This window comes from Thalassotalea atypica (genome assembly GCF_030295975.1).
Taxonomy (GTDB): domain Bacteria; phylum Pseudomonadota; class Gammaproteobacteria; order Enterobacterales; family Alteromonadaceae; genus Thalassotalea_F; species Thalassotalea_F atypica.
Genome location: NZ_AP027364.1, coordinates 867,795 through 893,161 on the forward strand (window position 1 = coordinate 867,795; position 25,367 = coordinate 893,161).

At 39.5% G+C, this 25,367-nt stretch carries 23 protein-coding genes; 20 read left to right on the top strand and 3 right to left on the bottom strand.

Annotated elements, in window-relative coordinates; all coding sequences use genetic code 11:
- Positions 1–99: 99 nt before the first annotated feature.
- The 5 genes from QUE03_RS04045 to QUE03_RS04065 all read left to right on the top strand — a co-directional run bounded on the left by QUE03_RS04045 (position 100) and on the right by QUE03_RS04065 (position 3,664).
- Positions 100–918, top strand: coding sequence for a flagellin N-terminal helical domain-containing protein (locus QUE03_RS04045; protein WP_286265364.1), 819 nt, complete (start codon positions 100–102; stop codon positions 916–918).
- A gap of 84 nt (positions 919–1,002) precedes the next feature.
- Positions 1,003–1,470, top strand: coding sequence for a flagellar protein FlaG (locus QUE03_RS04050; protein WP_286265366.1), 468 nt, complete (start codon positions 1,003–1,005; stop codon positions 1,468–1,470).
- Positions 1,471–1,492: 22 nt separating this feature from the next.
- On the top strand, positions 1,493–2,866 hold the full coding sequence (fliD, locus tag QUE03_RS04055) for a flagellar filament capping protein FliD (RefSeq protein WP_286265370.1): 1,374 nt from the start codon (positions 1,493–1,495) through the stop codon (positions 2,864–2,866).
- 23 nt (positions 2,867–2,889) lie between these two features.
- Positions 2,890–3,330 (top strand): flagellar export chaperone FliS, encoded by a 441-nt coding sequence (gene fliS / locus QUE03_RS04060; RefSeq protein WP_286265373.1) that lies wholly within the window; start codon positions 2,890–2,892, stop codon positions 3,328–3,330.
- Positions 3,331–3,343: 13 nt separating this feature from the next.
- A complete protein-coding gene (locus tag QUE03_RS04065; RefSeq protein WP_286265376.1) occupies positions 3,344–3,664 on the top strand; it encodes a hypothetical protein in 321 nt (106 codons plus the stop codon).
- Positions 3,665–3,726: 62 nt separating this feature from the next.
- Here QUE03_RS04065 and QUE03_RS04070 read toward each other — a convergent pair whose 3' ends face one another.
- The 3 genes from QUE03_RS04070 to QUE03_RS04080 are packed head-to-tail and all read right to left on the bottom strand — an operon-like array spanning position 3,727 to position 7,750.
- Entirely contained in the window at positions 3,727–6,222 is a 2,496-nt protein-coding gene (locus QUE03_RS04070) for a 6-hydroxymethylpterin diphosphokinase MptE-like protein (protein WP_286265378.1), read from the bottom strand.
- A gap of 17 nt (positions 6,223–6,239) precedes the next feature.
- Entirely contained in the window at positions 6,240–6,497 is a 258-nt protein-coding gene (locus tag QUE03_RS04075) for a DUF8042 domain-containing protein (RefSeq protein ID WP_286265380.1), read from the bottom strand.
- Entirely contained in the window at positions 6,485–7,750 is a 1,266-nt protein-coding gene (locus QUE03_RS04080) for a motility associated factor glycosyltransferase family protein (RefSeq protein ID WP_286265381.1), read from the bottom strand. Before QUE03_RS04080 ends, QUE03_RS04075 begins: the two co-directional genes overlap by 13 nt.
- A gap of 257 nt (positions 7,751–8,007) precedes the next feature.
- On the opposite strand from QUE03_RS04080, the gene pseB reads away from it, so the two are divergent.
- The 15 genes from pseB to fliE all read left to right on the top strand — a co-directional run bounded on the left by pseB (position 8,008) and on the right by fliE (position 25,365).
- A complete protein-coding gene (pseB, locus tag QUE03_RS04085; protein ID WP_286265383.1) occupies positions 8,008–9,009 on the top strand; it encodes a UDP-N-acetylglucosamine 4,6-dehydratase (inverting) in 1,002 nt (333 codons plus the stop codon).
- Positions 9,006–10,127 (top strand): UDP-4-amino-4,6-dideoxy-N-acetyl-beta-L-altrosamine transaminase, encoded by a 1,122-nt coding sequence (gene pseC, locus QUE03_RS04090; RefSeq protein WP_286265385.1) that lies wholly within the window; start codon positions 9,006–9,008, stop codon positions 10,125–10,127. The genes pseB and pseC overlap by 4 nt, the downstream gene beginning before the upstream one ends.
- Complete coding sequence (locus QUE03_RS04095; RefSeq protein ID WP_286265388.1) at positions 10,120–10,860, top strand: cytidylyltransferase domain-containing protein; 741 nt, start codon at positions 10,120–10,122, stop codon at positions 10,858–10,860. The genes pseC and QUE03_RS04095 overlap by 8 nt, the downstream gene beginning before the upstream one ends.
- On the top strand, positions 10,853–11,713 hold the full coding sequence (locus tag QUE03_RS04100; RefSeq protein ID WP_286265391.1) for an N-acetylneuraminate synthase family protein: 861 nt from the start codon (positions 10,853–10,855) through the stop codon (positions 11,711–11,713). The genes QUE03_RS04095 and QUE03_RS04100 overlap by 8 nt, the downstream gene beginning before the upstream one ends.
- Positions 11,706–12,665, top strand: a complete 960-nt coding sequence (locus tag QUE03_RS04105) for a hypothetical protein (RefSeq protein ID WP_286265394.1) — start codon at positions 11,706–11,708, stop codon at positions 12,663–12,665. Before QUE03_RS04100 ends, QUE03_RS04105 begins: the two co-directional genes overlap by 8 nt.
- Positions 12,666–12,775: 110 nt before the next feature.
- A complete protein-coding gene (locus QUE03_RS04110; RefSeq protein WP_286265396.1) occupies positions 12,776–13,693 on the top strand; it encodes a class I SAM-dependent methyltransferase in 918 nt (305 codons plus the stop codon).
- A gap of 17 nt (positions 13,694–13,710) precedes the next feature.
- Positions 13,711–14,916: a class I SAM-dependent methyltransferase gene (locus QUE03_RS04115; protein WP_286265397.1), complete on the top strand. Its 1,206-nt coding sequence runs from the start codon at positions 13,711–13,713 to the stop codon at positions 14,914–14,916.
- 30 nt (positions 14,917–14,946) lie between these two features.
- A complete protein-coding gene (locus QUE03_RS04120; protein WP_286265398.1) occupies positions 14,947–16,719 on the top strand; it encodes a 1-deoxy-D-xylulose-5-phosphate synthase in 1,773 nt (590 codons plus the stop codon).
- On the top strand, positions 16,719–17,486 hold the full coding sequence (locus QUE03_RS04125) for an SDR family NAD(P)-dependent oxidoreductase (protein ID WP_286265399.1): 768 nt from the start codon (positions 16,719–16,721) through the stop codon (positions 17,484–17,486). The genes QUE03_RS04120 and QUE03_RS04125 overlap by 1 nt, the downstream gene beginning before the upstream one ends.
- Positions 17,470–18,729 (top strand): ATP-grasp domain-containing protein, encoded by a 1,260-nt coding sequence (locus tag QUE03_RS04130; RefSeq protein ID WP_434020142.1) that lies wholly within the window; start codon positions 17,470–17,472, stop codon positions 18,727–18,729. Before QUE03_RS04125 ends, QUE03_RS04130 begins: the two co-directional genes overlap by 17 nt.
- Positions 18,719–20,635 carry a hypothetical protein gene (locus tag QUE03_RS04135; protein ID WP_286265403.1) on the top strand — a complete coding sequence of 639 codons (1,917 nt, stop codon included), beginning with the start codon at positions 18,719–18,721 and terminating at the stop codon, positions 20,633–20,635. The genes QUE03_RS04130 and QUE03_RS04135 overlap by 11 nt, the downstream gene beginning before the upstream one ends.
- A 104-nt stretch (positions 20,636–20,739) precedes the next feature.
- The gene (locus QUE03_RS04140; protein ID WP_286265405.1) at positions 20,740–22,206 is read left to right on the top strand and encodes a sigma-54 dependent transcriptional regulator; all 1,467 of its coding nucleotides are present in this window, start codon (positions 20,740–20,742) and stop codon (positions 22,204–22,206) included.
- Between the two features lie 130 nt (positions 22,207–22,336).
- Positions 22,337–23,503, top strand: coding sequence for a sensor histidine kinase (locus QUE03_RS04145; protein WP_286265406.1), 1,167 nt, complete (start codon positions 22,337–22,339; stop codon positions 23,501–23,503).
- Positions 23,496–24,836 (top strand): sigma-54-dependent transcriptional regulator, encoded by a 1,341-nt coding sequence (locus tag QUE03_RS04150; RefSeq protein ID WP_286265407.1) that lies wholly within the window; start codon positions 23,496–23,498, stop codon positions 24,834–24,836. Before QUE03_RS04145 ends, QUE03_RS04150 begins: the two co-directional genes overlap by 8 nt.
- Positions 24,837–25,041: 205 nt before the next feature.
- On the top strand, positions 25,042–25,365 hold the full coding sequence (fliE, locus tag QUE03_RS04155; protein ID WP_286265409.1) for a flagellar hook-basal body complex protein FliE: 324 nt from the start codon (positions 25,042–25,044) through the stop codon (positions 25,363–25,365).
- Positions 25,366–25,367: the final 2 nt, after the last annotated feature.

Below are 25,367 nucleotides of genomic sequence, written 5' to 3' on the forward strand. Positions count from 1 at the left end.
TTAAAAACCGCCCGATAAAGTTTACAAGAGGCGAATACAGAAAATTTGATGGCCTCGTAAGTTAACACTAATTTAGGGAGTTATTCCCGGAGGTATATCATGGCTTTAGTAGTAAATAGTAATATCGCGTCACTTAATTCACAGCGTCAATTAGCTCGTTCTACAGAGGATTTGTCGACAAGTTATCAGCGTTTATCGTCAGGTAAGCGAATCAATAGTGCAAGAGACGATGCTGCGGGTCTACAAATTTCTTCGCGTTTAACCGCTCAAATTAACGGTCTTAACCAAGCAAGTCGTAACGCTAACGATGCGATTTCTTTAGCACAAACTGCTGAAGGTGCATTGGATGAGTATACAAATACACTACAACGTATGCGTACGTTGGCTGTACAGTCATCAAACGGCTCTAACAATACAAGTGACAGAACAGCTCTTCAAGCAGAATACGCAGAGCTAGAAAGTGAGTTAACCCGTATTTCTGATGATACAGAGTTTGGTGGCGTTTCCTTGCTAAATGGTTCTTATGATGAAGGTTTCCAAATCGGTGCCAATAAAGGACAAGTGATTTCAATTACTATTACACAAAACTTTGACGCAGCTTCAATCGTTGCGGGTGGTGTTGGTTCCATTGGTGGATTCTCTGCAGCACAAAGTGCAATTGATAAAATGGACTCAGCATTAGCAGCAGTGAATGGTGTTCGTGCTGATTTAGGTGCTAAGCAAAACCGTTTCTCTTCAATCATTCGTTCAAATGATAACACTGCAGAAAATGTATCGGCGTCTCGTTCACGTATTGAAGATACAGACTTTGCCGCTGAATCAGCTAGACTAGCAAGAACAACAGTATTGCAACAGGCTTCAAGCTCAATGCTAGCACAAGCTAACCAGCAACCACAGATAGCATTATCACTACTATAATTAGTTAAGTAGAGTGTTATTTAGAAAAGTAGTGACACTGTCGTAAGAGAGTGTCACTTTTGTATTTATTAAGAGGAGTTAATTATGGCATCGTCAGTATCTATAGACAGTTCCAATCAATTGCTCTCTGAAGTGTCATCTAGCACCGGTAAGGTGTTGAAGCAGCCTGAGAAGATCGGCGGAGATAAAGTCTACCAAGGTGGCGAGTTATTGCCGACAGCCGAAGATGCAGGAACTGTGTCATCAGTTGATTTACTTGATAAAGCAGTTGCAGAGAGCAGTAAGCAAGAAAATTCTAAAAAATCAGACAGTGAGCAGCTTGATAAAGCGGTTGAAATAGTGTCTGAATTCATGAATTTACCGATGAAAAATGTCAACTTCTTGACTGATGATTCATCTGCGAAGACTGTCATCAAAGTGTTTGATTCTGAGAGTCAAGAATTAATCAAACAATTCCCTTCAGAAGAAGTGTTAGAGATAGCACAGCGGATATTGCAGATACGTGAAGATGTCGGCAAGAAAACTGGTATACTTCTTGATGAAAAAGTTTAAGTAAGCATTTTGGGAGCCAGTTATGAATGTAACATCTGCAGGTATAGGATCAGGCCTAGATCTTGAAGGGATTATAGAAGCATATATCAATGCCGAGGCCATTCCTACTGAAATTCGACTACAAGAGAAAGAAGAGCGTCTCAAAACTGAAATATCAGGTGTTGGCCAGCTTAAGTCAGCATTAAACTCTTTTGAGTCAATTCTCAAAGACCTCTCAGATGCGTCATCTTTTAATAAACAAACAATTGGCGTAAGCAACGACGATATTTCGGTTACAACAAATGGCTTTGCGAGTAATGGTTCTTTTGATATCGAAGTTCAACAATTAGCGACTGGTTCAAAACAGCAATCTGCTTTATTTACCGACTCTTCAAGTACGGTAGGTGCTGGGACGATAACTTTAACTTCGGGTACTGATACGTTTGATGTTGCGATTGATGCAACAGACACATTATCGACTATTCGAGATAAAATTAACGAACAATCAGAAAATTTTGGCGTTTCTGTAAATATCATTAACACGGGCAGTAACGCATATTTATCATTTTCTTCGGAAAAAACAGGTGCTGCTAATGAGCTGGTTATATCTTCCGGTGATGCTGCACTATCAGGGTTAACAACTGATTTAGTTAACAGGCCTCCATCTCAAGTTGCTCAAGATGCTCAAATTATCATTGATAATAATGGTATCGTTATTTCAAGTGACTCTAACGAATTCAAAAATGTTATTGAAGATGTCACTATTACTGCAAATAAAGCTAATATTGGCAGCGCAAGCACATTAACTATCTCACAAGACGAAGAAAATGGTAAAGCATTGATTGATTCGTTTATTAACGGTTACAACTCGTTAATGTTCACCATGAATAGTTTAAGTAATCCTGAAAATGGTGAGTTGGCATTTGATTCAAATATTAGATCGATAAAGTCTCAAATGGTTAATATGGTGACTGGCAGTATCAGTGGTGCAATTTCAGGTATAGACTCTCTTGACGACATAGGCATAACGTTAAATAAAGAAGGGCTTTTAGAAGTAGGCACTCAAAAGTATGGCACGTTAGCGACGGGTACTGAAAAGCTAGCTGATGCTTTAGCTAACTCTTTAGATGGTGTTGGCGAGCTTTTTGCAGGTACAAATGGTGTAAGTACTCAACTTCAGGCTTTACTGGAAAGTTATACTAGTAGTGACGGTTCATTGACGGTTCGAAATAGCCGTTTACAGGCAGAAAAGTCTGGTATTGTAGATGAATATGATGCCCTTGAAGCAAAGTTGAGGAACTACGAAGACACGCTAAGAAAACGTTTTACGTTTTTGGATCAAACGGTTGCTCAATATAATGCTACGAGTTCATATTTGACTTCGGTATTGACTGTTCCTAATAGCGATAAAGACTAACTTACACTCATAGGAGTATAGCCATGAGAAAAAATATCAAAGCCTATAATAAGGTTAATATTGAAAGTGGCCTAGTTAATGCTAATCCACATCAAGTAATATTAATGATGTACAGTGGTATTATCGATTGTATTGCAAATACTAAAGGCGCTATTGAACGCAAAGATATTCAATTAAAAACAAACCAAATCACTAAGGCGATTAGTTTACTGGAAGCCTTACAGAGTGCATTAGATAGTGATGCTGAACCGGAAATATCAGATAACTTTTTTGAACTATACGCTTATTGCATAGATAAATTTATTGATGTGAATGTAGACATGAATATTGATACCTTGTCTCATATTGATGATTTACTTCGCCCACTTCGCGATGCTTGGGCACAAATGCCTGAAGATGGAAAGCAGCAAGGAATTGACTTACTAAAGCAAAAAGACCAACAAGCTAGTGCTGTTGGTATCTAAGTAGAGAAGTGTATTGAAAGCATTGATCAATGATATTCAGTTGCTAAATGCCAATTGTAAGAAAGCGTTTGCGGAAGAACGCTTTAAGCAAGGAAACGAACTTCTTGCGCAAAGACAATTAAAAGTTAAGTCACTAGTTAAGCAGCTTGAAATGATCGACAGAGAGTGTGCGAAGGCACAGTCGGCATTCCTCTTTTTACGTCAGCTACTTGAAGACGATAAGGTGCAGGCAATTCATTTTTCAAATTTGAAAAATGAATCTTTGCAGCAAAACATAAAGCAAAAAAAGATCACTAATGCGGTTAACAAGTATCAAAAGATTAATCTGCTATAGCGTTTAGGATCTCTCCCAACTATTTTTTTAATTATCTTTCTACATTAAGTTCTTGCAGCACCTTATAGGTGCTGCAGCTCTTGCATCAACGAAATTAGGGATTGGTTACTTGGCGCTAATTCAAGTGCTTGTTGAACATAGCCCTTCGACCTAGAAAACATTCCATGCTTCATCAGTAGTTCACTTATTTCTATCAATGTTGATAGATCATTTGGCTTTAACGCTAAATATTCATCGTAGGCTTTAATTGCCTGTTCAATGTTATTGTTCAGCGCTGATATTTTTGCGTATTGTGCTAAAAAAATCTTATTGCTTAAAGAAAGCGTGGCCAATACTTCTTCTGCTTTTTCTGGCTGGGTAGCTCTTAAATACAATGTTGCCAAAACGCGTAATTCATCGTCCTGCCTCAATTCCAACGGCAACTTCTCAAAAAATGAAATCGCAAGAATGTCCTGCTTATTTAAGCAGTAAAGGTAAGCTTGAGCTAACATGGATATTTGATACCAGCCTGGCTCGTCCTTAGGTTTAATTTTCAAGTTGTTGATAAGCAGCGCTAAGCCATCAGCATGCTTTTTCTGAAACAACCGTCTGATTTTTCGACTAAGTAAATTAGCATTAAATTGAACATTGGCTTGTGCTGCAATATATTGAAAAGTAGTTTTACCTTCTAGCTCATCTTGGAATTCATTTATACTATTGTTTAGAATATCAATGTCTTTCTCACATAAAACCTTATTGCCTTGTTTTGCAAATGTTCTATATAACTTTGAGCGGCCAAGTATTTTATGCTCAGACCATTCTTTGACTAGATCTTCCGCTGAAAGCTTGAAAGAGAGCTCCTTGTGTCTTTGTGTCAGGTGTATCTGAATGTTGGCCATGAGTTTACTAAGCGCATCGCTACTATCTATATACGCTTGATAGTAGAGTCTTCCCAACTCTTCCATTTTATCATCGGCCCAGTTTTCATGGGACTGAGGTGTTACTACTTTGATAAAGTAGCGCATGCCATAACGTTTGATAAACTCTGAAGCACTTGCAAACTTATTGCTTAATTTGGACTCAATGTTATCGAGTTGAATTTTACTTTTCGACTTTTTCTCATCGCTTAGTTTGGAGTCATAAAGTGCCGCATTAAGTTTTATGGCTTTTTGAGACAGCTTTTTAATTTCTATCAGTTCATTTTGTATCTTAGAAATTTCTTTTTGAGATAGAGCAATATGAGCTCTATTGATCTCTAATGATGGCGCATAATGCTGAGATTGTTCTCTTAATTGAAATGCATCGTGTTGAAATATCACATCGTCTTTATTGACGAAGGGAATATTTTTGAGTTTCTTTGCATTAGGGGATAAGTTAATCACCTCTATGTTCAAATTGTTAGCCATTGCTGCTTGTGCTTCAATAACATTAGCTGCTTGATTGTAAGGAATGGTTGTTTCGACAATATCCCCTAAATATGTTTCGACCCAAAGGCCGTCGTGATGTAAAGCTGCGCCATGATTTGCTTCTTCACTTCCTTTTGCATGGGAAACACCTGCTTTGGAATAACAAAGGTCAACACCAACTAATAAAACCTTTTCAAATCCCATACCTATAGCGCAGTTCAAAACGGTATTGGTGACTGTGGGTCCCATGCCATTTAAATTTTCTGAATTTTGTTTAGAGTCCCAGGGGAAGAGTGTACCTAAGTAAGCTTTGGCTCCACTCCATTGACTCACTAGCCGATTATTCGCACTATTGTTATGAATAAACAAGACATGCTCAGGCATGTTCAACAATTCTTTACTTACGTCATAACTAGGTGAAAATGGGTCTACACAGAACACCATATCAGGAATGAGGTTACTTTCGAGTAATCGTTTGGCAACTCGAGACACGGCCAGAATCGCCAATTTATCTCGGTTTTCTTTCATCCAATCAATACTTTCATCTAAAGACGGTCCACCACCGATAACTACTGCAGTTTTACCTTTGTAGATACCCTTTAATCCAAAAGCGGAATGGTAGTTTTCACTTAAGTTATTTAACTGGGATTCAGTGAAAAACTGGTTTCCCAACGAGCTATTTTGCTGGAATGTCAACGCCTCAATGTTCTCTAAGATATTGAGGTGAATATCGTGATATTGACCTTCATAGTCATCTATTGAGCAAATAGATCTATGATATGCAACATTGGATGAATAAAGGTAGGTTGCTATCCCCATATCTTTGGCAGCGTCAAGCCATTCGTCTTGATTCACAACTTTAATATTGTCACCGAGCAATGATAGATCAATGAGGGTATTTAATATCTCAATGATGTTTGATTGCTCAACAAATAGAAACTTGCTGTCGTCAGGTATTCCGTGATAATAAACATACAAAAGAAGTAACCCTGAATCACACCCAGAAATCACATTGAATTTTTCTTCGCTCCATAGCTTTTCTTCGAAATATTTGTCAAAGACAATTTCCGCACTTTGATTTAGAAAGGCATTACGATTAATAGAGTAAAGGTATTGCTCTCCAAATTTATTTGAGATAAAGGATTCGCTTGTTTGCATCGTTTCGACTGACATTTTATTCCTCTAACGGTCTATTGACAGATGATTCTAGGGTAAATTTCATATTCAATAATATCTGCAGCAAATAAGTAATCTCTGTTTGAGAGTGCTTGATGTGAGACCTTAAGTAAATTGGTTATCTGTGTCATATTTTCATTTGATATTTTTGCTTGTACAAGTAAATCGACTAAAGACGCTAATTGATTTCCTGCTTCGCCCTCATAGCCTAGCCGCAAGGTACTGATCACAGAGCGTGTTTTAGTTGATATAGACTCTTCTAATGTTGCCATAGTGTTGTTCCTTCAATCAGTGCTCCCCTTAGACTGCCATTGTAAAATTGTACATGTCTATTTCTTGAGATATAGATTTCAAGCTCTCTTAAGTAAGTACGATAATTAGCTAAGGTTCTATTCTTCCCACCTTGACCATTATGAACCCAATGATGACTTTGAGACATTTCTTCTTTTGAATAAAGTTCAGCACTTAAATTGGCATGGGACTTTGAATCAATAAATGAGAAGTCTGCGCCTAGCAATATAATCTCTGAAGCGCCCATTTGCAGACCTAAATCGATACTCGGATGAATTACGCTGCCAGCAGAATATAAGCGGGATTTTCTTATTTTTTGATTGATTTCATTGAAATCAATCGTCGATCCATAAGCGCAAAACTTGTCTCTTGGCCAACGGGATATAAAGTTATTGTTAGCCGTTGGAAAGTAAACAAGGACTGATTTTTTCAGTGTATCAAGGTCAATACTATCAAAAAACATATGGGTGTGTTCATCAATCATGAAAATTACATCTGGGATAATGTTCATTGAGACAAGTGCTGGAACTGCGGTATCCACCGCAATAATTAAAATATTATCGTTGTTTGCTGCCAGCCAAGGGAGGTGATCTTCTAGCGTTGGTCCAGCAGCAGCAATGTATATCTTTTGCACTGGAGCAAGTTTGGTAATTAATGTTGAAACATCAGGATCCTGAACGATGTTAACTTCATTCAAAAACAATGAATTTTCAAAATTTCTTTTACGTGCATTTTTTAGCTTTCCTGATTCATCCAGCTCAACTAGCACTCTATCTCTTAAACGGGAATAGTTGTCGTTTGCAAGCACTAATTCACTGATTAATGCACAAAAAGGCTGAGACACATCTTCTATTTGGCTCGCATCGATTAAATTAACTCTTGGATCTTTTAGCCAAGGATGATCGACTGCAGACAATGCGGCGAGGGTTACACTGTAATTTAAGATGACGACATTAACATGGACAATAGCACTTCTGTTTAACAATACTTGTATATGATCACCTAAGCCCACACCAAAGACATTAACTTCTCTTGCATGATGAGGGACGGTCTCTACAATTAGTTTTGCTTCCTTATCTCGATCGTAATTTGAGGTTAGCTGAATATTGTTTATGACCAGCGTGTTTTGCTCGTATGCAATTTCGACATCAGATGCAGTTTGAGATCTGAATTTTTCATAGATCTCTGGCCATCTGTTGCTAATCGTCTCGAAGTGAAAATCGATAGTTGTCATATACGTATCATTGTTTTAGTTTCAAATGCCTAACGCAATAATTAAGCCAAAAACAACGTCAAATGTTTGACTTGAGTAATTGGCAGAAAAAATGCATTGTGTATCTTATATATAGGTGTAAATAGTCTCGGCGATACCAGCAAACCGATAAGAACAAAGTTTCATATCATCTGGTGCTAAGAGTTATAATACATAGAAAATGTTGTAATAGTGAACCTTCTTGTTCTAATAAAACAACGATAAAAAAAGGTCGAAAGATGTTTGAGAAAGCAAATATTTTAATAACTGGCGGTACAGGAAGCTTCGGTAAAGCATTTATCCGGCATATTTTGAAAAACTTTAGCCCAAATAAGGTGATAGTCTATTCAAGAGATGAGCTGAAACAATATGAAATGGCTCAGGAGTTTACTGACCCTTGCATGCGATTTTTCATCGGGGATGTAAGGGATGGTGAACGCTTATTCAGAGCCATGCATGAAGTTGACTTTGTGGTACACGCAGCAGCGCTAAAACATGTACCTATCGCCGAATATAACCCTATGGAATGTATAAAAACTAATGTGTTTGGTGCGCAAAATGTTATTGATGCAGCACTAAAATCCAAAGTTAAAAAAGTTATTGCGCTATCAACGGATAAAGCGGCTTGCCCAGTAAATTTATACGGAGCCTCAAAACTGGCTTCAGATAAATTATTTGTAGCGGCAAATAATATGCGCGGCAAAAACCCTATCCAGTTTTCTGTTGTAAGATACGGGAATGTATTAGGTTCACGTGGTTCAATTATCCCACACTTTAGAAAATTAATGGAAAATGGTGCGACTTCTATACCTATTACAGATCCTGAAATGACACGCTTTTGGATCACTCTCCAAGAAGGTGTTGAATTTGTGTTGAATAGCTTTAAGCGGATGCAAGGCGGCGAAACATTTGTCCCTAAAATTCCTTCGATGACTATAGAAGAGATGGCAAAAGCCATTGCTCCTGACATGCCGCATGATGTTATTGGAATAAGACCAGGCGAAAAGATGCATGAAACGATGTGTCCAGAAGATGATTCACATTTAACGATCGAATTTGAAGATCATTATGTCATTAAGCCGAGTATCGTATTTTATAAAGAAGTTGACTATCTTACTAATTCATGTGATGAAAAAGGTCACATGGTTGAAAGAGGCTTCGAATACAACTCTAAGAACAATAGTTGCTGGATGAACGCAGAGCAGTTATCTGAAAAGCTTAAGATAATTGATATCCAATGATTCCTTATTCCACGCAATTAATTGATGAAAGAGACATAAATGCGGTAATTGATGTACTGAACAGCACGCATTTAACTCAAGGAGTTAAAGTTAAAGAGTTCGAGCGTGCGATAGGTGATTTTGCATCAACTCAGTATGCTATTGCAGTAAATTCAGCGACATCAGCGTTGTATTGCGCATATCAGGCTATTGATATTAAACAAGGTGATGAAGTCATCACTACGCCTATAAGTTTTGTTGCCACAGCAAACATGATCATCGCTTGTGGAGCAACACCTGTATTTTGCGATGTTAAGCCTGACGGTAATATTGATGAGTCAAAAATAGAAGCGTTAATTACAAGCAAAACTAAAGCCATTGCGAGTGTTGATTTTGCTGGACGACCTGTAAATTACGATAAAATTAATCAAATAGCCAAATCACACCGATTGTGGTTTATTTCTGATGCGAGCCACGCATTTGGTTCCCGATTTAAAGGTAAGCCGGTCGGTAGTCTTGCCGATATAACCATTTTCAGTTTTCATGCCATCAAACCAATAACTACTGGTGAAGGTGGAGCTGCTGTGTGTGATGATCCCGAGCTTGCTCGTAAAATGTCTCTTTGTGCTTCTCATGGCATGATAAAAGAATCATTTTGGCAGTCAGATATGGCCATGTTTGGCTTTAACTTTCGTTTGACTGAATTCGCTGCGGCATTAGGGCTTAGCCAACTGAATAAATTGTCCTCATTTATAAGTACTCGCAATGAAATCGCTAATCAGTTCAATAGAACCTTGTCAGGAGTTGATTGGTGCCATGTTATTCCTTTGCAAGATGTTGAACACTCTGCACGACACCTTTACCCCGTGATTCTTAGCAAAGAACTATCTGAGAAAAAAGAACAGCTTTTAAAACGTTTGCATGAAGCAAAAGTGCTGGCACAAGTTCACTACCGCCCTATATACCAAAATAGCTTCTATGTTGAACATTACTATTCATCTCCTTTAGTAGGGGCTGAAGCATTTTATCAATCGGAGCTATCATTGCCGTGTCAGCAAAAAATGTCAGGTGATGATGCGACTTATGTCATTGATACTTTCATCCGTATATCAGAAGAGTTATTAGCTGAGAATGCCTAAATTATTTATCATTATTCAAGCGCGTATGACTTCAACGCGTCTACCAGGAAAGATTCTGTTACCCCTAAGAAATACGACGGTATTGGGCACAATGATTGAACGTCTAGAATTGCTTAAGTCACACATTATTATCGCGACAACCAATGATGGCTCAGAAGCGCCAATTGTAGATTTTTGTAACGAACATGATGTCAGCTATTTTCGTGGAGATACAGAAAATGTGCTTTCTCGTTATTATCTCGCCGCAAAGGAGTTTGGTGGGCAAGCAGGGGACATCATTGTTCGTTTAACGTCAGATTGCCCGCTAATCGATAGTGATGTAGTAAATAACGTTATTTCACTTTTTAAGAAAGGCAACTGTGATATTGCAGCAGCAAGCAGTAATTGTGGGTTTCCTAGAGGATTAGATACCGAAGTTTTTAGTTTTGATTTGCTTGAAACTGCTTTTAATAATGCAACTGAAGATTACGAAAAGGAACATGTGACCCCATATATTTATTTAACTAATAAAGATAAATATCGGGTTGCTGAATTTTCATCTCCGGTTGATATGTCTTCTTATCGTATAACGCTAGATGAACCTTCTGATTATGAAGTAATTAAAGGCATGTACGAAATACTCGGCAACACGACAAAATTTACTTACTTAGAGCTCGTTGATGCATTAGACAAACACCCAGAAATTAGTAAATTAAACCAGCATATAGAACAAAAGAAAGTTACACATGGCTAAACCAATATTTATTTCAGAAGTATCAAGTAATCACAGTCAGAATATTGAACGTTCGAAGGACTTTATTAGAAAGTCTGCAGAAATAGGTTGTGATGCTGTTAAGTTTCAATTGTTTAAGATTGATCAATTATTTGCTCCAGAAATCTTATCAAAAAGCGAAGAGCACAGAAGGCGGAAGCAGTGGGAGTTACCGCTAGATTTTCTGCCAGAATTAAGTCAATGCAGTAAAGAAAATGACATTCAATTTAGCTGTACCCCCTTTTATTTAAAAGCGGTAGAGGAACTTGAGCCTTTTGTGGATTTCTTCAAGATAGCTTCTTACGAATTGTTATGGGATGATTTAATCATTGAATGTGCGAAAGCAAACAAACCATTAATACTTTCAACAGGTATGGCGGATTTAAACGAAATAGCACATGCTGTTAGCACGTTTAAAGCGCACTCTTCTCAAAAATTGACGTTGCTGCATACTATATCTGCCTATCCTACACCAGTCGAACAAGCAAATTTGAAAGCAATTGAGACGCTAAGAGAGCAGTTTGGTTGTGATGTTGGTTTATCCGATCATTCTGTATCACCAGCTGTTATTTTAAGAGCTGTTCATCGCTGGCAAGCCAGCGCCGTTGAGTTTCATTTAGACTTAGATGAACAGGGTGAAGAATATCAAAATGGCCACTGCTGGTTACCGGACAAAATACAGCAAACTATCGCATTGGCACAGGCGGGTTTTCTTTGTGACGGCACAGGTATCAAAGAACCCGTTGAAAGCGAATTACCAGACCGAGAATGGCGAGCAGATCCTAGTGATGGCCTCCGACCTTTTATATCAATAAGAAAATCATTTAATGGTTAAAATACCAATGGTAGTGTTTCGCTGTGATGCCTCGAAAAGTGTCGGATTAGGACATATAACTCGGTGCATCGCGCTGGCGAAAACACTTAGAAATAGAGGCATGGCCGTTCATTTTGTGATTAACTCTGATGAACTTTCAAAGCGGCCACTTAACGATGCTGAGATTTCTTTTACTGAATTTAGCAAGGCAGAGGATGATTACCTAGCGTGGTTCACCCACTTTATTCGGCAGCACAAGATTGATGTATTCATAGGTGACATTAGAGATGACTTGCCACCAGCTCTTATTCGTTTGCTTAAGTCAAAAGAAATACTTACCGTGGCGATTGATGAACCAAGTGACTATCGAAAAGAATGTGATCTGTTGTTTTATCCGCCCACGCCTGCTGTACAACGTTTAGACTGGACTGATAGCGAAGCCATTGTTTATCAGGGGTGGAACTATGTACTCTTAAGAGATGAGTTCTATCAACAGGAGTGCAAAAGTAGTAAAGACCAATGGTTAGTGATGTTGGGTGGAACGGATGTGCATAGGCAAACATTACCGGTACTCAACCACCTTATTTCGCTAGGACAAAGCTCAGACATTAATGTTGTTGTGCAAGCAGATCACCCAGATATTGAAAAAATTAACTCGATTAGTAAAACTCACTCAAGGGTACATGTGAAGCACCTTATTGATGACATGGCGAGTTTCTTGACGGGGATATCTTTTGCAGTGATTAATTTTGGCGTTTCGGCGTATGAGCTTGCTGTGATGCAAGTAGCGTCATATCATTTTTGCTGGCAAGACGATCATGTGACTTCTCACCGATTGTTTGCTGAAATGGGGTTTGCCAAACGAGTTACTGTAGAGTCAATTGAAAAGGTTAAACCGTTCACATCACCTTCCATTCAGATAACAAAAGCAACCAATAATATTGCTGATATTATTGCCTCAAAATTGATGTAATGACTCGAAAACAGTAGATTTTTAACGGTATTGGTGTAGTTTTTGCAAAACAAAAAACAAATTAGATTCTTGTCAAAGTTTCGACAGTAATAATAAAGTAGAGGGCGCTTATGGCAAAAGACAATCACCAGAGTATTCATCAAGGTGATATCGTAGATCATAGGAATGGATTTGATGTTATCGCTTGTGAACATTGTGGATTCAATCATGTAATGCCTCTTCCTACATTAGAAGATCTCGATAAAGTTTACCGCCACGAATATTATTCGACTGAGAAACCTCTGTTTCTCGAACAAAGTGAAGAAGATTCAGCATGGTGGCAACAAGTTTATGATGACAGGTTTGATACCTTTGAGTCGTCTTTATCTGAAGATAAACGCACTATCCTTGATGTAGGCTCAGGGCCCGGCCGATTTTTGAAAACAGGACTAGACAGAGGTTGGACCGTTAAGGGCATAGAGCCCTCTGTGCAGGCATGTGAATATGCAAGATCTATTGGTGTTAATGTTTTACAAGATTTTTTTAATCCAGAATCAGCCAAAACATTAGGAAAGTATGACGTTATTCATGCTAGCCAAGTCCTTGAACATGTCCCTAACCCAATTCAGATGATAGAAATAATGTCCTCTTTACTCAATGCTGATGGCGTTATATGTATTGTGGTTCCCAATGACTTCAGTCCATTTCAACTGGCATTGCAAGATGTAGAAAATTATGAACCATGGTGGATTGCACCGCCACATCACTTGAATTATTTTAATTTTAAATCATTGACCTCATTACTAGAACGTCAAGGATTTGAAGTTTTTTTAAAGGACACAACATTCCCTATCGATATGTTCTTATTGATGGGCGAGAATTATATTGGCAATGACCAACTGGGTAGGCAGTGCCACAAAAAGCGAATTCGTTTTGAAACACAGCTGGCTAAAGCAGGCCAGAATCAATTGCGACGTTCTTGGTATCAAGGAATGGCAGAGCAGGGCATTGGAAGAGAAGTTTGCCTATTTGCGAAGAAAGTAAAATAGGCTGTTAGGAGCATTAAATGACAAATTACAAAGTATTAGTACAAGCAAGTTCAAGATCATGGGCAGGTGGTGTTGACATCTGTATGGGAGAAGTTGAAGGTGAAATCGCAGTGATGCGCACCTTAAAAAGAGTATTATCAAACTTTGATAGTTGCGACGTTGTGCTTGTTGCTCCTGAATTTGATCGCGGTGGAGAGTTAGATACTATCGTGAGCCAACTGAACGACAGCAGACTGTCTCTTTATTACGGACATGATGCCAGTCCATTAAACCGCATGGTTGATGCCACAAGTGACATGTCTACCAATGAATATATTATTCGTGTAGACGGTATTCATTTTTGTTTTGATCCAGACGCAAGTAAAAAAATGCTAGCGATGGCTCAAGAGACTATGGCTGATTGTGTTAAATTACCAGATGATTTTCCCGTTCATTTTACGTCGGAAGTCTTCAATGTTGGCGCTTTACGAACGTTAGAAAGCAAACTTGTTGATGACGTTGATGCCAAATTTAAAGTACATCCTAAGTGTTATTTCGTTATGCACCCAGAGCAGTATAAGTGCGAGTTTTTAACTGAACTGCCAACATATTCTGATGAATATCTGGCGCAGTGTCGCAAACAAGCACATTTCATCTACGAGATTCCACGTCAAGAAGTTAACAGTAAGCGTATTGCTTCAGGTGATCGTTTAGGTTTTCATTATGAGTTAGCGTTGCAACATTTAAATCCAAGCATGAAGTCACTCGATATTGCTTGTGCCGATGGTTACGGCGTTCGAATTATGGCTAAACATTTAAGAGAAGCTCATGGCGCTGACCTTGATCCTGAGAGTGTAGATTTTGCGAAGAAAAACTGCCCACAATCCAACACGTCATACTTTGTAGAAGACATTACTAAAATGTCGTTTGAAGATAATACCTATGATGCCGTTACCAGTTTTGAAACGCTTGAACATGTACCGGATCATGCCTGTTTAGCCGAAGTAAAACGTATATTAAAACCGGGCGGTATTTTTGTGTTAAGTACCCCTCAAAATTCGATTGGTCACATTCCGGTGAACTCGTGTCACTTAATTGAATACTCGTTAAAAGGGCTGCTTGATCTTGTTAATCAGTATTTCTTTGTCGTCAAAGTTGTGGGCATTAAAGCCGGTATTATTTACGATGAAAACGACCCGTATGGTACAAACACCGTATTAATTTGTACGAAACCTCGAAACTAAGACAGCAAAATTTTAAGGTAAAGCAACCTAATGAACACGTTAAGTCAGTCAGCTCAGATAGCTGATCATATTGCTATTAAATCAATGTCACCCGCAATGTTAACTGAGCAGGCATACATAATACGTGAATTCTTGTTAGAGAATATCGCGAAAACGGGTGGCCATATTGGCGCGAACCTGTCTGTTATTGAGCTAACCATCGCAATTCATCACTTATTTGACTCTCCAAATGACAAGGTGATCTTTGATACAGGACATCAAGGGTATACGCATAAATTATTGACCGGACGTGAAGACGCATTTAAGTCATTGAATACGTATCGAGGCATGAGCCGGTTTATCGCACGAGATGAAAGTGAACACGATGCTATCGATGCCTCTCATGCGGGCACTTCATTATCGCTTGCAAGCGGTTATGCTCAAGCACTTAAAGACTCAGGTTCGCAACAAAGTGTTGTTGCAGTCATAGGTGACGGCTCTTTGGTTGAAGGGATGGCATTTGAAGGGCTCAATTATTGTGCAGAGCAGCAAAACGATAACCTAGTGATTATCATTAATGACAATGAAATGGCGATTGCAAAATCTATTGGTGGTATGAGAAATCTGACGGCTGGAGACGGTTGGCAATCACAATGTGAATCGTTCTTCACTGCGATGGGTTTTGAATACATGCCAGTGACAGATGGTCATAACCTTGAGCAATTAACCTCAACGTTGAAAAAAGCAAAAGGTGCAAACAAGACCGCTGTAGTACACGTTAAAACTGAAAAAGGTAAAGGTTTGGCGTGTGCAAAAAATCATCCATACAAAATGCACTTCTCAATGCCATTTGACGTAGAAACAGGGGCAGGGGCCTCAGCTACTGTTGTTGGCAGAACATATGCCGTTGTCGCGGCTGAAGAGCTTGAAGCAATCATGGACAGAGACGAAAGTGTCTATGCTATAACGCCCGCAACGCCTTATGCGTCTTCATTAGATGCTTGTTTGAATAAGTATCCCGAGCGTGCTCTGGATGTTGGTATGGCCGAACAACATGCCGTTGGCATGGCGTGTGGTTTAGCACTTGGGGGTAAAAAGCCTGTCGTGTGTATGCAGACAACTTTTATGCAACGAGCTTACGATCAAATCATTCATGACGCGTGTTACATGCAATTACCTGTAACCGTATTCGGTGTTCGTGCTGGCTTTGCAGGTTATGATGGCGCAACCCATCATGGCATATACGACATACCATACTTACGATCGTTTCCACACCTTCAAATCCAATATCCTGCCAATTCAGCACAATTAAGTAAGATGATTCAGCAACGTTTAGCTAATCCACAAGGGCCTATGGCAATTTTATATCCATATGAGCCAATTCCTGAATGTGAAGGTGTAATTGGTGAGATGGAACCATGCGGTTTATCGTTAGCTAAAGCGGGAACGGATGGCTATATCATTTGCTTAGGGAACAAATTACTCGATGCATATCGTATAGTAGAGTTACTTGCTAAAGACGGAAAAGAATTTGGAATTATCTGTATTCAATCGATTAAGCCCTTCCCAAGTGAACGTTTAGTTGAATTAACTGAAGCAGTCGAGCACATCGTCACACTAGAAGAAAGTGTACTAAACGGTGGCCTAGGTTCGATTGTATTGGAAGCTTACAGCGATTTAAATACGAGTAAAAATGTCTTTAGAAGCGGGGTAAATGACATGTTTGTACATCCTGGAAGCAAAGAGGAATGTTCAAATGAATGCGGAATGTTGCCAGAGCAAGTTGTAGAACAAATTAAGACTAAGTGGACAAAATTCTTTTAATGATGACTCATAAACGATTAGAAAATAAAGTAGCAATAGTCACTGGTTCTTCACGTGGTATCGGTGCTGGTATCGCTCAAGCATTTGCGGATGAAGGAGCACGCGTTGTCATTAACTATGTTAATAATGTTGACGCAGCGCAGGCTGTTGTTGAAAGGATTAATGATGCTCATGGTAAAGACACGGCTTTAGCTATTAAAGCTGATGTTTCTGTGCGCACAGAAATACAAAAGCTTTATCAAGAGACAGAATCTTTTTTTGGACAAATAGATATTCTTGTCAACAATGCGGGGATAAATCAGCGCGGTTGGTTTGATGAAGTCACGGACGATGACTGGGATAAAATAATGTCTGTTAACTTAAAAGGACCGTTTATTTGTAGCCAAGAAGTTTTTCCTTTCATGAAGAAGCAAAATTCAGGACGTATCATCAATATATCTTCCGTTGCTGGGCAGTATCATGGTCCTAAAACAGTGCATTATGCGGTTTCTAAGGCTGGCTTGAATAGCTTAACTAAAGTTATTGCTCGTTATGGCGCGGAGTTTAATATCCATGTCAATGCTATCGCTCCAGGATTAATTCGGACAGATCAAACTGCCGATGAAGTAGATAGCCCAGCAGGTCAAAAGGTTCTAGACATGACTTTACTGAAAAAAGAAGGTCAAGTAAAAGACGTTGCTAGTATGGCTATTGCTTTAGCATCTGATGAACAGCAATACATGACAGGGCAGGTAATAGCATTAAGTGGAGGTGCTATCCTTGGGTAACACAACTAAAACGCTTCTTTTATTAGGAGCGGGCACAGATCAATGCTTCGCCATAAAAACGGCGAAAGCGATGGGCCACTATGTTGTTGTCGTTGATGGCAATCCTAATGCTGCTGGTTTTGAGATTGCAGATGAGTATGCGGTGGTTAGTACGCGAGATCTAATTGCTCTTAAAACTTTTGTCGATGAATTTCAGGCAAAAGGCAAAAGTATCGATGGCGTGTCAGTGATGGGCAGCGATATTTCACAGTTTGTTGCAAAACTAGCCCAATATATTGGTGCACCACATATCCCAGTTCTCTCTGCCGAAATTGCCACTGATAAGTATTTAATGAAAAAATGCTTTTTAGAAAAAGATGTTCCGATTCCATGGTTTCAAATGCTTAACGATTATGAAGATCTGAAAAGTGTAATTAAGAACAGAGGCTTGCCGTTAATCATTAAACCAACGGACAGATCAGGCGCGCGAGGTGTATTTTTGTTAACAGAGTCATCCGATATAGAAGCACTCTATGAACATGCTAAGGCTGAATCGTTTAGCAATACTGTCATGGTGGAATCTTACTTAGCAGGTCCTCAAATTAGCACTGAAAGTATTATGTATGAGGGAAAGGCATATACCCCAGGTTTTGTTGATCGCAACTACGATCGAATGCCCGATTACTTACCCTTTATTATTGAAGACGGTGGTTGGGAACCAAGCCGAGTAACTCAAGAGCAAAGGCTCGAAGTGGAATTATTAGTGGAACAAGCGGCTTTAGCACTTGGTGTTACTGATGGTGTTGTTAAGGGTGATATTGTATTAACTGAGTCAGGTCCTAAAGTCATTGAAATGGCAACAAGATTAAGCGGAGGTGATTTTTCTGAAAGCTTGGTTCCGCTAGGAACAGGAGTTAACTATGTTGAGTCAGCCATTAATATTGCCTTAGGTATAAAGCCTGATCTAAATAGCTTACGCCCTAAGTTTCAACAAGCAGTGGCAAATCGCTATTTCTTCCCTCCGGCAGGTAAGCTCGTTTCAATCAAAGGTTTAGACAAGGTTCGTGCTAAGCCATTTGTCGAAAAATTAGAGATTTGGTATCAAGTTGGTGATTTCCTGCCAACAATTCGAAGTCACGCAGACAGATTTGGTGTTTTTACGGTAACAGCTAGTAATTTAATAGAACTTGAAGAGCGAGTAACTTGGGTTCATGACACAGTGGAAATAAACGTAGATACAAGTGTGTTGAGAAATGGAGAGTAAATACTTCTATCTCATATTTCACGGTAACTTAGCCTTTTCTGCCATAGAAGAAGCGCAATTAGGTGATGTGATTGACAAGTGTTACTTTCCATTCTTAGCATTAGCTCGCAATAGTAATGTTAAGTTAGGGCTTGAACTGAGTGCTTATAGTTTAGAAAGAATTGCTGAGTTGAGGCCTGAATGGATCAAACAATGCAAATCGCTAGTTGATGAAGGGTTGGTTGAAATCATAGGTAGTGGCTATATGCAATGTATTGGCCCGCTAATTCCTTATGAAGTTAACCTAAAAAATCAACAAATTGGTTTAGCTGTTTACCAAGAAATCTTGGGTATAAAACCTAATATCGCCTATGTTAACGAGCAGACGTTTTCTAAAGGCTTAGTGGATATTTATGCTGAAGCAGGCTATCAGGCTATTGCGATGGAGTGGAATAATGGAGCAGTAAAAAATCCGAGTTGGCAAGCAGAGAATGCATATAGCCCAAAACAAATTGAAGGTGAAGTTCATCGCCTTCCTGTACTTTGGACCGACAGTATTGCTTTTCAATTTTTCCAGCGTGTCGTACATGGTGAGAAAGAACTGAACGATTACCTTATAGATATCAAACAGCTCATTAACAAAGGGTATAAGGCATTACCAGTCTATTCATCAGATATTGAAATTTTTAACTTTCGTCCTGGGCGATTCGAAACAGAAGCAAAACTTAATGGCGATGAATGGTCAGTTATCACCAACTTACTTGAGAATCTTATGTCGTTAGGGGATATTTGCTTACCATTAGAAGTCCTAACAAAGTTCAACTCTCATCAGCCTGTTGTGCAATTGACCACAGCAAGGCAACCAATCATTGTAAAAAAACAACGAAAGTACTCTTTAAGTCGATGGGCTGCATGTGGTCGAGGTGCTACATTTATAAATACCTTATGCTATCGATATTATAAAGAAAACCGTAAAAACCCTTTTACTTTGGAAGATTGGAAAAGCTTGCTTAAGCATTGGGGAAGTGACTATAGAACACATATTACTGAACTGAAATGGCAAAGTGCCATGGAGTACTTAAGCCGTTTTGATAAGCCCCCTACAGACCTTCAAAGTGACGTATTAGACGCAGAGAAAACTAGATTTAATTCTATCGTCAAAGGTAAACGTTTAATAATATCGAACGATGATTACCAGTTTACGTTTAACCAATTAAAAGGGTTATCTTTAGACTCAGTTGTCTATCAAGGTAAGTCTTTAGGGGTGGGGACAGTAAAGCATGGTGAACTTGATGATATTGGATTTGGAGCCGATTTTTATACTGGCACAACGACGATAGAGTCTGTTGAGACCGGTAAGATAGCCGATTTAAACAAAGTAGAGCAATTCACTCTCAAAAATACGAAACATGGCTGTTCAATTGCCTGCACTATTAAGCTCAAAAATGGTGCAAAAATTCATAAAATTTGGACGATTGATTTTGAGAAAAAACACTTAGCCCTTGATGCTCAACTAGTATTGAGTACTCCCGTTCGTGGAGCAATTAGAATAGGCGCCTTAACCCTTAAGTCTACGCATTGCGACGATAACATTTGGTATGAATGTCATAACGGTGGTAAAGCGCTTGAAAGGTACATACTAGAAAAAGAGGATATAGTGGAGCATCATTTGCCCAATTCATTGATTCAAAGTAGTCAAAATGGTTTAGGTGTAACCGAAGGTATCTTAAGATTTGGGCAGTCAGATAAGACTATTTGTGAAATTAAAATAGATCAAGCCGTAAGTTATCCCTTCGTTATGTTGCAACATTCCGCAGGCGGAGAACATAAACTGACACGCGTGTTCTTTAGCTTACAAGAATTAGACGACACGCTTAAAGCACCAACACAAACAAATTTCAGGTTGTCATACTGTATTTTACTTTGAGTCAAAATAATGACTTACAAGCGTCAATTATTTGTTGCTAAATCTAAGGAGCTAGTTAAAATCAATCGATAATCAATATAATAATGCAGTATATAGCGAGATTTATGCAAGGTCAGAAAAAGATTGTCATTGTCGGCAATGACCAAGAGCGTTGTCAGCAATTTGAAATGATACTTTCATTTGTTGGTGAGCAGTTTGTAAGTTGTACACAAGCCGAACTGGCTTCTGTTTTCACGCAAACCGAGCACATTTTAGCAGTCGTGCTAATTGAGCACATCGATCAACAGATTATCGACTTTGTTAAATCTCAGCCTAAATGTCCTTTTGTATTTCATGATGTACTTGATCCTAAAGATCTTAATGATTGCGTTAATATTTTAGGGGAATTAAGTGTTCCGCTAAATTACGCACAGTTAACTGAGCTTATTCATCATTGCCACCAATACCACAATAAATTGCCAAACAAGCGTAATAAATCGGGTTGCGGTACAAGTTTATTACGTTCTCTTATCGGCGCAAGCCAGCCGATGCAACAAGTACGTTTTCTAATTGAGCAAGTAGCGAGTACGGTAGCTAATGTATTGATTTTAGGTGAGTCAGGTACTGGAAAAGAAGTTATTGCGCGTAATATTCATAATTTATCTGAGCGCGCTAAAGCCCCCTTTGTACCCGTAAATTGTGGCGCCATTCCGGGTGAATTATTAGAAAGTGAATTGTTCGGTCATGAAAAAGGCGCATTTACCGGCGCTATTTCTACTCGCAAAGGTCGCTTTGAATTAGCGGAAGGTGGCACGTTATTTCTCGATGAAATTGGTGATATGCCACACCCAATGCAAGTAAAGCTATTACGCGTTCTACAAGAACGTACGTTCGAGCGTGTTGGGGGCAGTAAGAGCATTAAAGCGAATGTACGTATTGTAGCGGCGACTCACCAACATTTAGAAGAAATGATTAAGAAAGGGGATTTTCGAGAAGATCTTTTTTACCGGCTAAATGTCTTTCCGATCGAAAGTCCGGCGCTACGTGAACGAAAAGAAGACGTGCCTTTGTTAGCACAAGAATTAGTTGCTCGATTTGAAGCAGAACAAGGGCAGGGTGTTCGGTTTACCGAAAAAGCGATGGAATCACTGATGGAGCACCCGTGGTCTGGTAACGTCAGGGAGCTTTCAAATTTAATCGAGCGCATGATCATCATGTATAGCGATCAAACGGTGGATGTCAGCGAATTGCCAATCAAATATCAGCATATTGATGTTGATGAGTATCAACCTGAATACCCAGAAGAGTTGCAAGAGCAAGAAGCGATCGCTGAGTTATTTGCGGGCTTTGATTATGATGAAGATGAGGTAGAACCTGAAGAGGAAGCTTATGTGCCGAGTCAAAACGGAGCACTCCCTGAGGACGGTTTAAACCTCAAACAACACTTAGCTGAAATGGAAGTCTCATTAATCGAACAAGCGTTAACCAGAAGCGAAGGTATTGTGGCAAGAGCTGCTGACTTACTGGCGATGCGTCGCACAACCTTGGTTGAAAAAATGCGTAAATACGATATTCAAAAAGACAACGATTAATACGATGCTTTACGGTGTCAATACATTGGCACCGTTCCTGACTTTACCTAACTAACTGAAAACAAAATAAAAACTTTGTGGCATGTATAATGCTTGGTCTGATGTAGTTATTAAATCGGGCAGCAGCATTATGGCACTAGCAATAGCATCTACACAAACGAACAATATTTTTGGTCAAGACAGTTTTGCGTTTGAACCTCACCCCGAAAACCTATCTCAAGAATCATTTAGCGGTGAACTCACCTTGCTGCGCCAACAAAGTAAACAGTTAGCGCAACTGATTGATGTGATGCCAACTGGTTTGGTGATGCTTGATGGTGACGGTGTTGTCATAAAGATCAATAAAGTTGCTAGCCAATTGCTTGATGAACCAATTCTTGGTCAAGCGTGGTTTGATGTTATTCGTCGCTCTTTTAAACCCCGTGCCGATGATTGGCATGAGGTTTCATTAAAAGACGGCCGCCGCGTTAAACTAGAAATCACTGCGTTGGGTGAACAGCCGGGGCAACTGATCATGATCACTGACTTAACAGAGACCCGTTTACTTCAAGACAAATTAAGCCATATGCAGCGGTTATCATCATTAGGGCGCATGGTTTCAACCTTAGCACATCAAATTAGAACCCCATTATCTTCTGCTATGCTTTATGGCGCTAATTTAGGTAATACCAGTTTAAGCGATACCTCTCGCGTAAACTTTCAGGATAAATTGATGTCGAGGCTGCAAGACCTTGAAGCACAAGTAAATGATATGTTGTTGTTTGCCAAAAGTGGTAACCAGCAAGTGGTATCGACACTAGAAATGAATCAGCTTGTTGAAAAGTCAATTGCGTCAGTTGACGCCATACTGAAAAAGGCAGAAGCGAAAATTCACTTCACCCGTTGTGGCCGCGATTGCAAAGTCTTAGGCAATGAAAGTGCACTAATGGGTGCGCTTCAAAATTTATTCCAAAATAGTATCCAAGTGATAAAGACCAATGTTGAGATTTCAGTGAACATCGAAAGCCATGGCCAGCATGTTTATATCAGCATTAAAGATAATGGCAAGGGAATTGATCCCGAGTATGTAGACAAAATATTCGAACCGTTTTACACCTCTAGAGTGCAAGGTACCGGTTTGGGGCTTGCTGTCGTTAAATCGGTGGCAACCGCTCATCAAGGAGAAGTAAAACTGATCAGCCGCAAAGGCGAAGGTGCAAATTTCTGTATTAAGTTGCCCTTGTTGATGGCCGGTCAACCACTTAACAATAACCCTGTTGACCTTAGCAATCAGTTTCAGGAGGTAGCTCATGGATAACAGTAAAATACTCGTTGTTGAAGATGATGGAGGTTTACGTGAAGCGTTGGTGGATACTCTGCTACTTGCAGGTTATCAATGCGTGGCCGCTGAGTCTGGTGAGCAGGCGTTACTGGAGCTGAAAAACCATAAAATTGATTTAGTTGTCAGTGATGTGCAAATGGGTGGGATGTCAGGCTTATCGCTATTAAAAAGCATTAAAGCACAAAATCCGCAAATGCCCATGCTACTGATGACAGCTTACGGCACTATTGATGATGCAGTGCAAGCAATGCGTGATGGTGCCTGTAACTACATGGCAAAACCGTTTGCACCTGAAGTATTACTAAATATGGTCAGTCAGTATATTCCGCTTCAACAATGTGAAGAGAATACGCCGGTAGTGGCAGATAGCCAAAGCATCGAATTACTTAAACTGGCTAAAAAAGTTGCGTCTACCCAAGCCTCAGTCATGGTGCTTGGTCCAAGCGGCTCAGGTAAAGAAGTGCTAGCACAATATGTCCACCAACACTCAGCACGTAATACTGGGCCTTTTGTGGCGATTAACTGTGCAGCAATTCCTGAGAACATGCTTGAAGCCACTTTATTCGGTTATGAAAAAGGCGCGTTTACCGGTGCGATACAGGCTTGTCCCGGCAAGTTTGAACAAGCACAAGGTGGCACCATTTTATTGGATGAAATTACTGAAATGGATCTTGGTTTACAGGCTAAAATCCTTAGGGTATTACAAGAGCGAGAAGTCGAACGCTTAGGTGGCCGAAAAACAATAGACTTGGACGTACGAGTGATCGCCACCAGCAACCGTGATTTAAAAGAAGCGGTAAAGGCCGGAGAGTTCAGAGAAGATTTATATTATCGTTTGAATGTCTTTCCACTGACGTGGTTGCCGTTAGCCGAGCGCCGAGACGACATCATTCCTTTGACCAAACATTTGATTGAACGTCATTGTCAAAAAGAAGCTTGTGCTATTCCAAATTTAACCAGTGTTGCACGCAGTAAGTTACTTGCCTATGACTGGCCAGGAAATGTCAGAGAGCTTGATAATGTTGTACAACGGGCATTAATTTTACATGCTAACAATATCATTGAGGCCACCGATTTATTGATTGAAAACTTTGATACCCAAATATCCATTCATGCGCCAAATCCAACACAGCATGAAGACAAGCTGGGCAGTGAGTTAAAGCTCCAAGAGCATCAAATTATTCTCGATACGCTACAAGCTTGTCATGGTAGCCGCAAGGCAGTTGCTGAACGGTTAGGGATCAGTCCTCGTACGTTACGATATAAAATTGCCAAAATGCGAGACAGTGGTATCCAGATCCCCGCATAGTCAAATTCCCGCATAGTCAAATTTCCAAGTACATTTTTCCATCAGCCATGTCTAGTAATTCCATCAGCTAGGCGTGGCGACCTTTGTTTTAAAGTCTTATTATTCAAAGATATAACTGTTTGTTTCTTTTTGTAACCCTATTGGCATCATGATTGCTTTATTTAAAGTTAGAAATACATAACGTTTTTTTGACAGGACAATCATCATGGATATCAAAGCAAATTCATTATTTTCGCAAATGCAGGCGATGTCTCTTGAGGCGACAGGTAATCGTGGTAGCGAAATTAAGTCTGTCAATTCATCTGGCGGTGATTTTGGCAATTTATTAAAGTCGGCCATTGAAAACGTTAACGAAATTCAGCAAGACGCAGGCAGTAAAAGAACAGCATTTGAGCTTGGCGATAGCCGAGTGACTTTAGCCGATACGATGATCGCCGCTCAGAAAGCGTCAGTCGCATTTGATGCCACCGTGCAAGTGAGAAATAAATTTGTCGAAGCATACAAAGAAATCATGAGCATGCCGGTTTAACC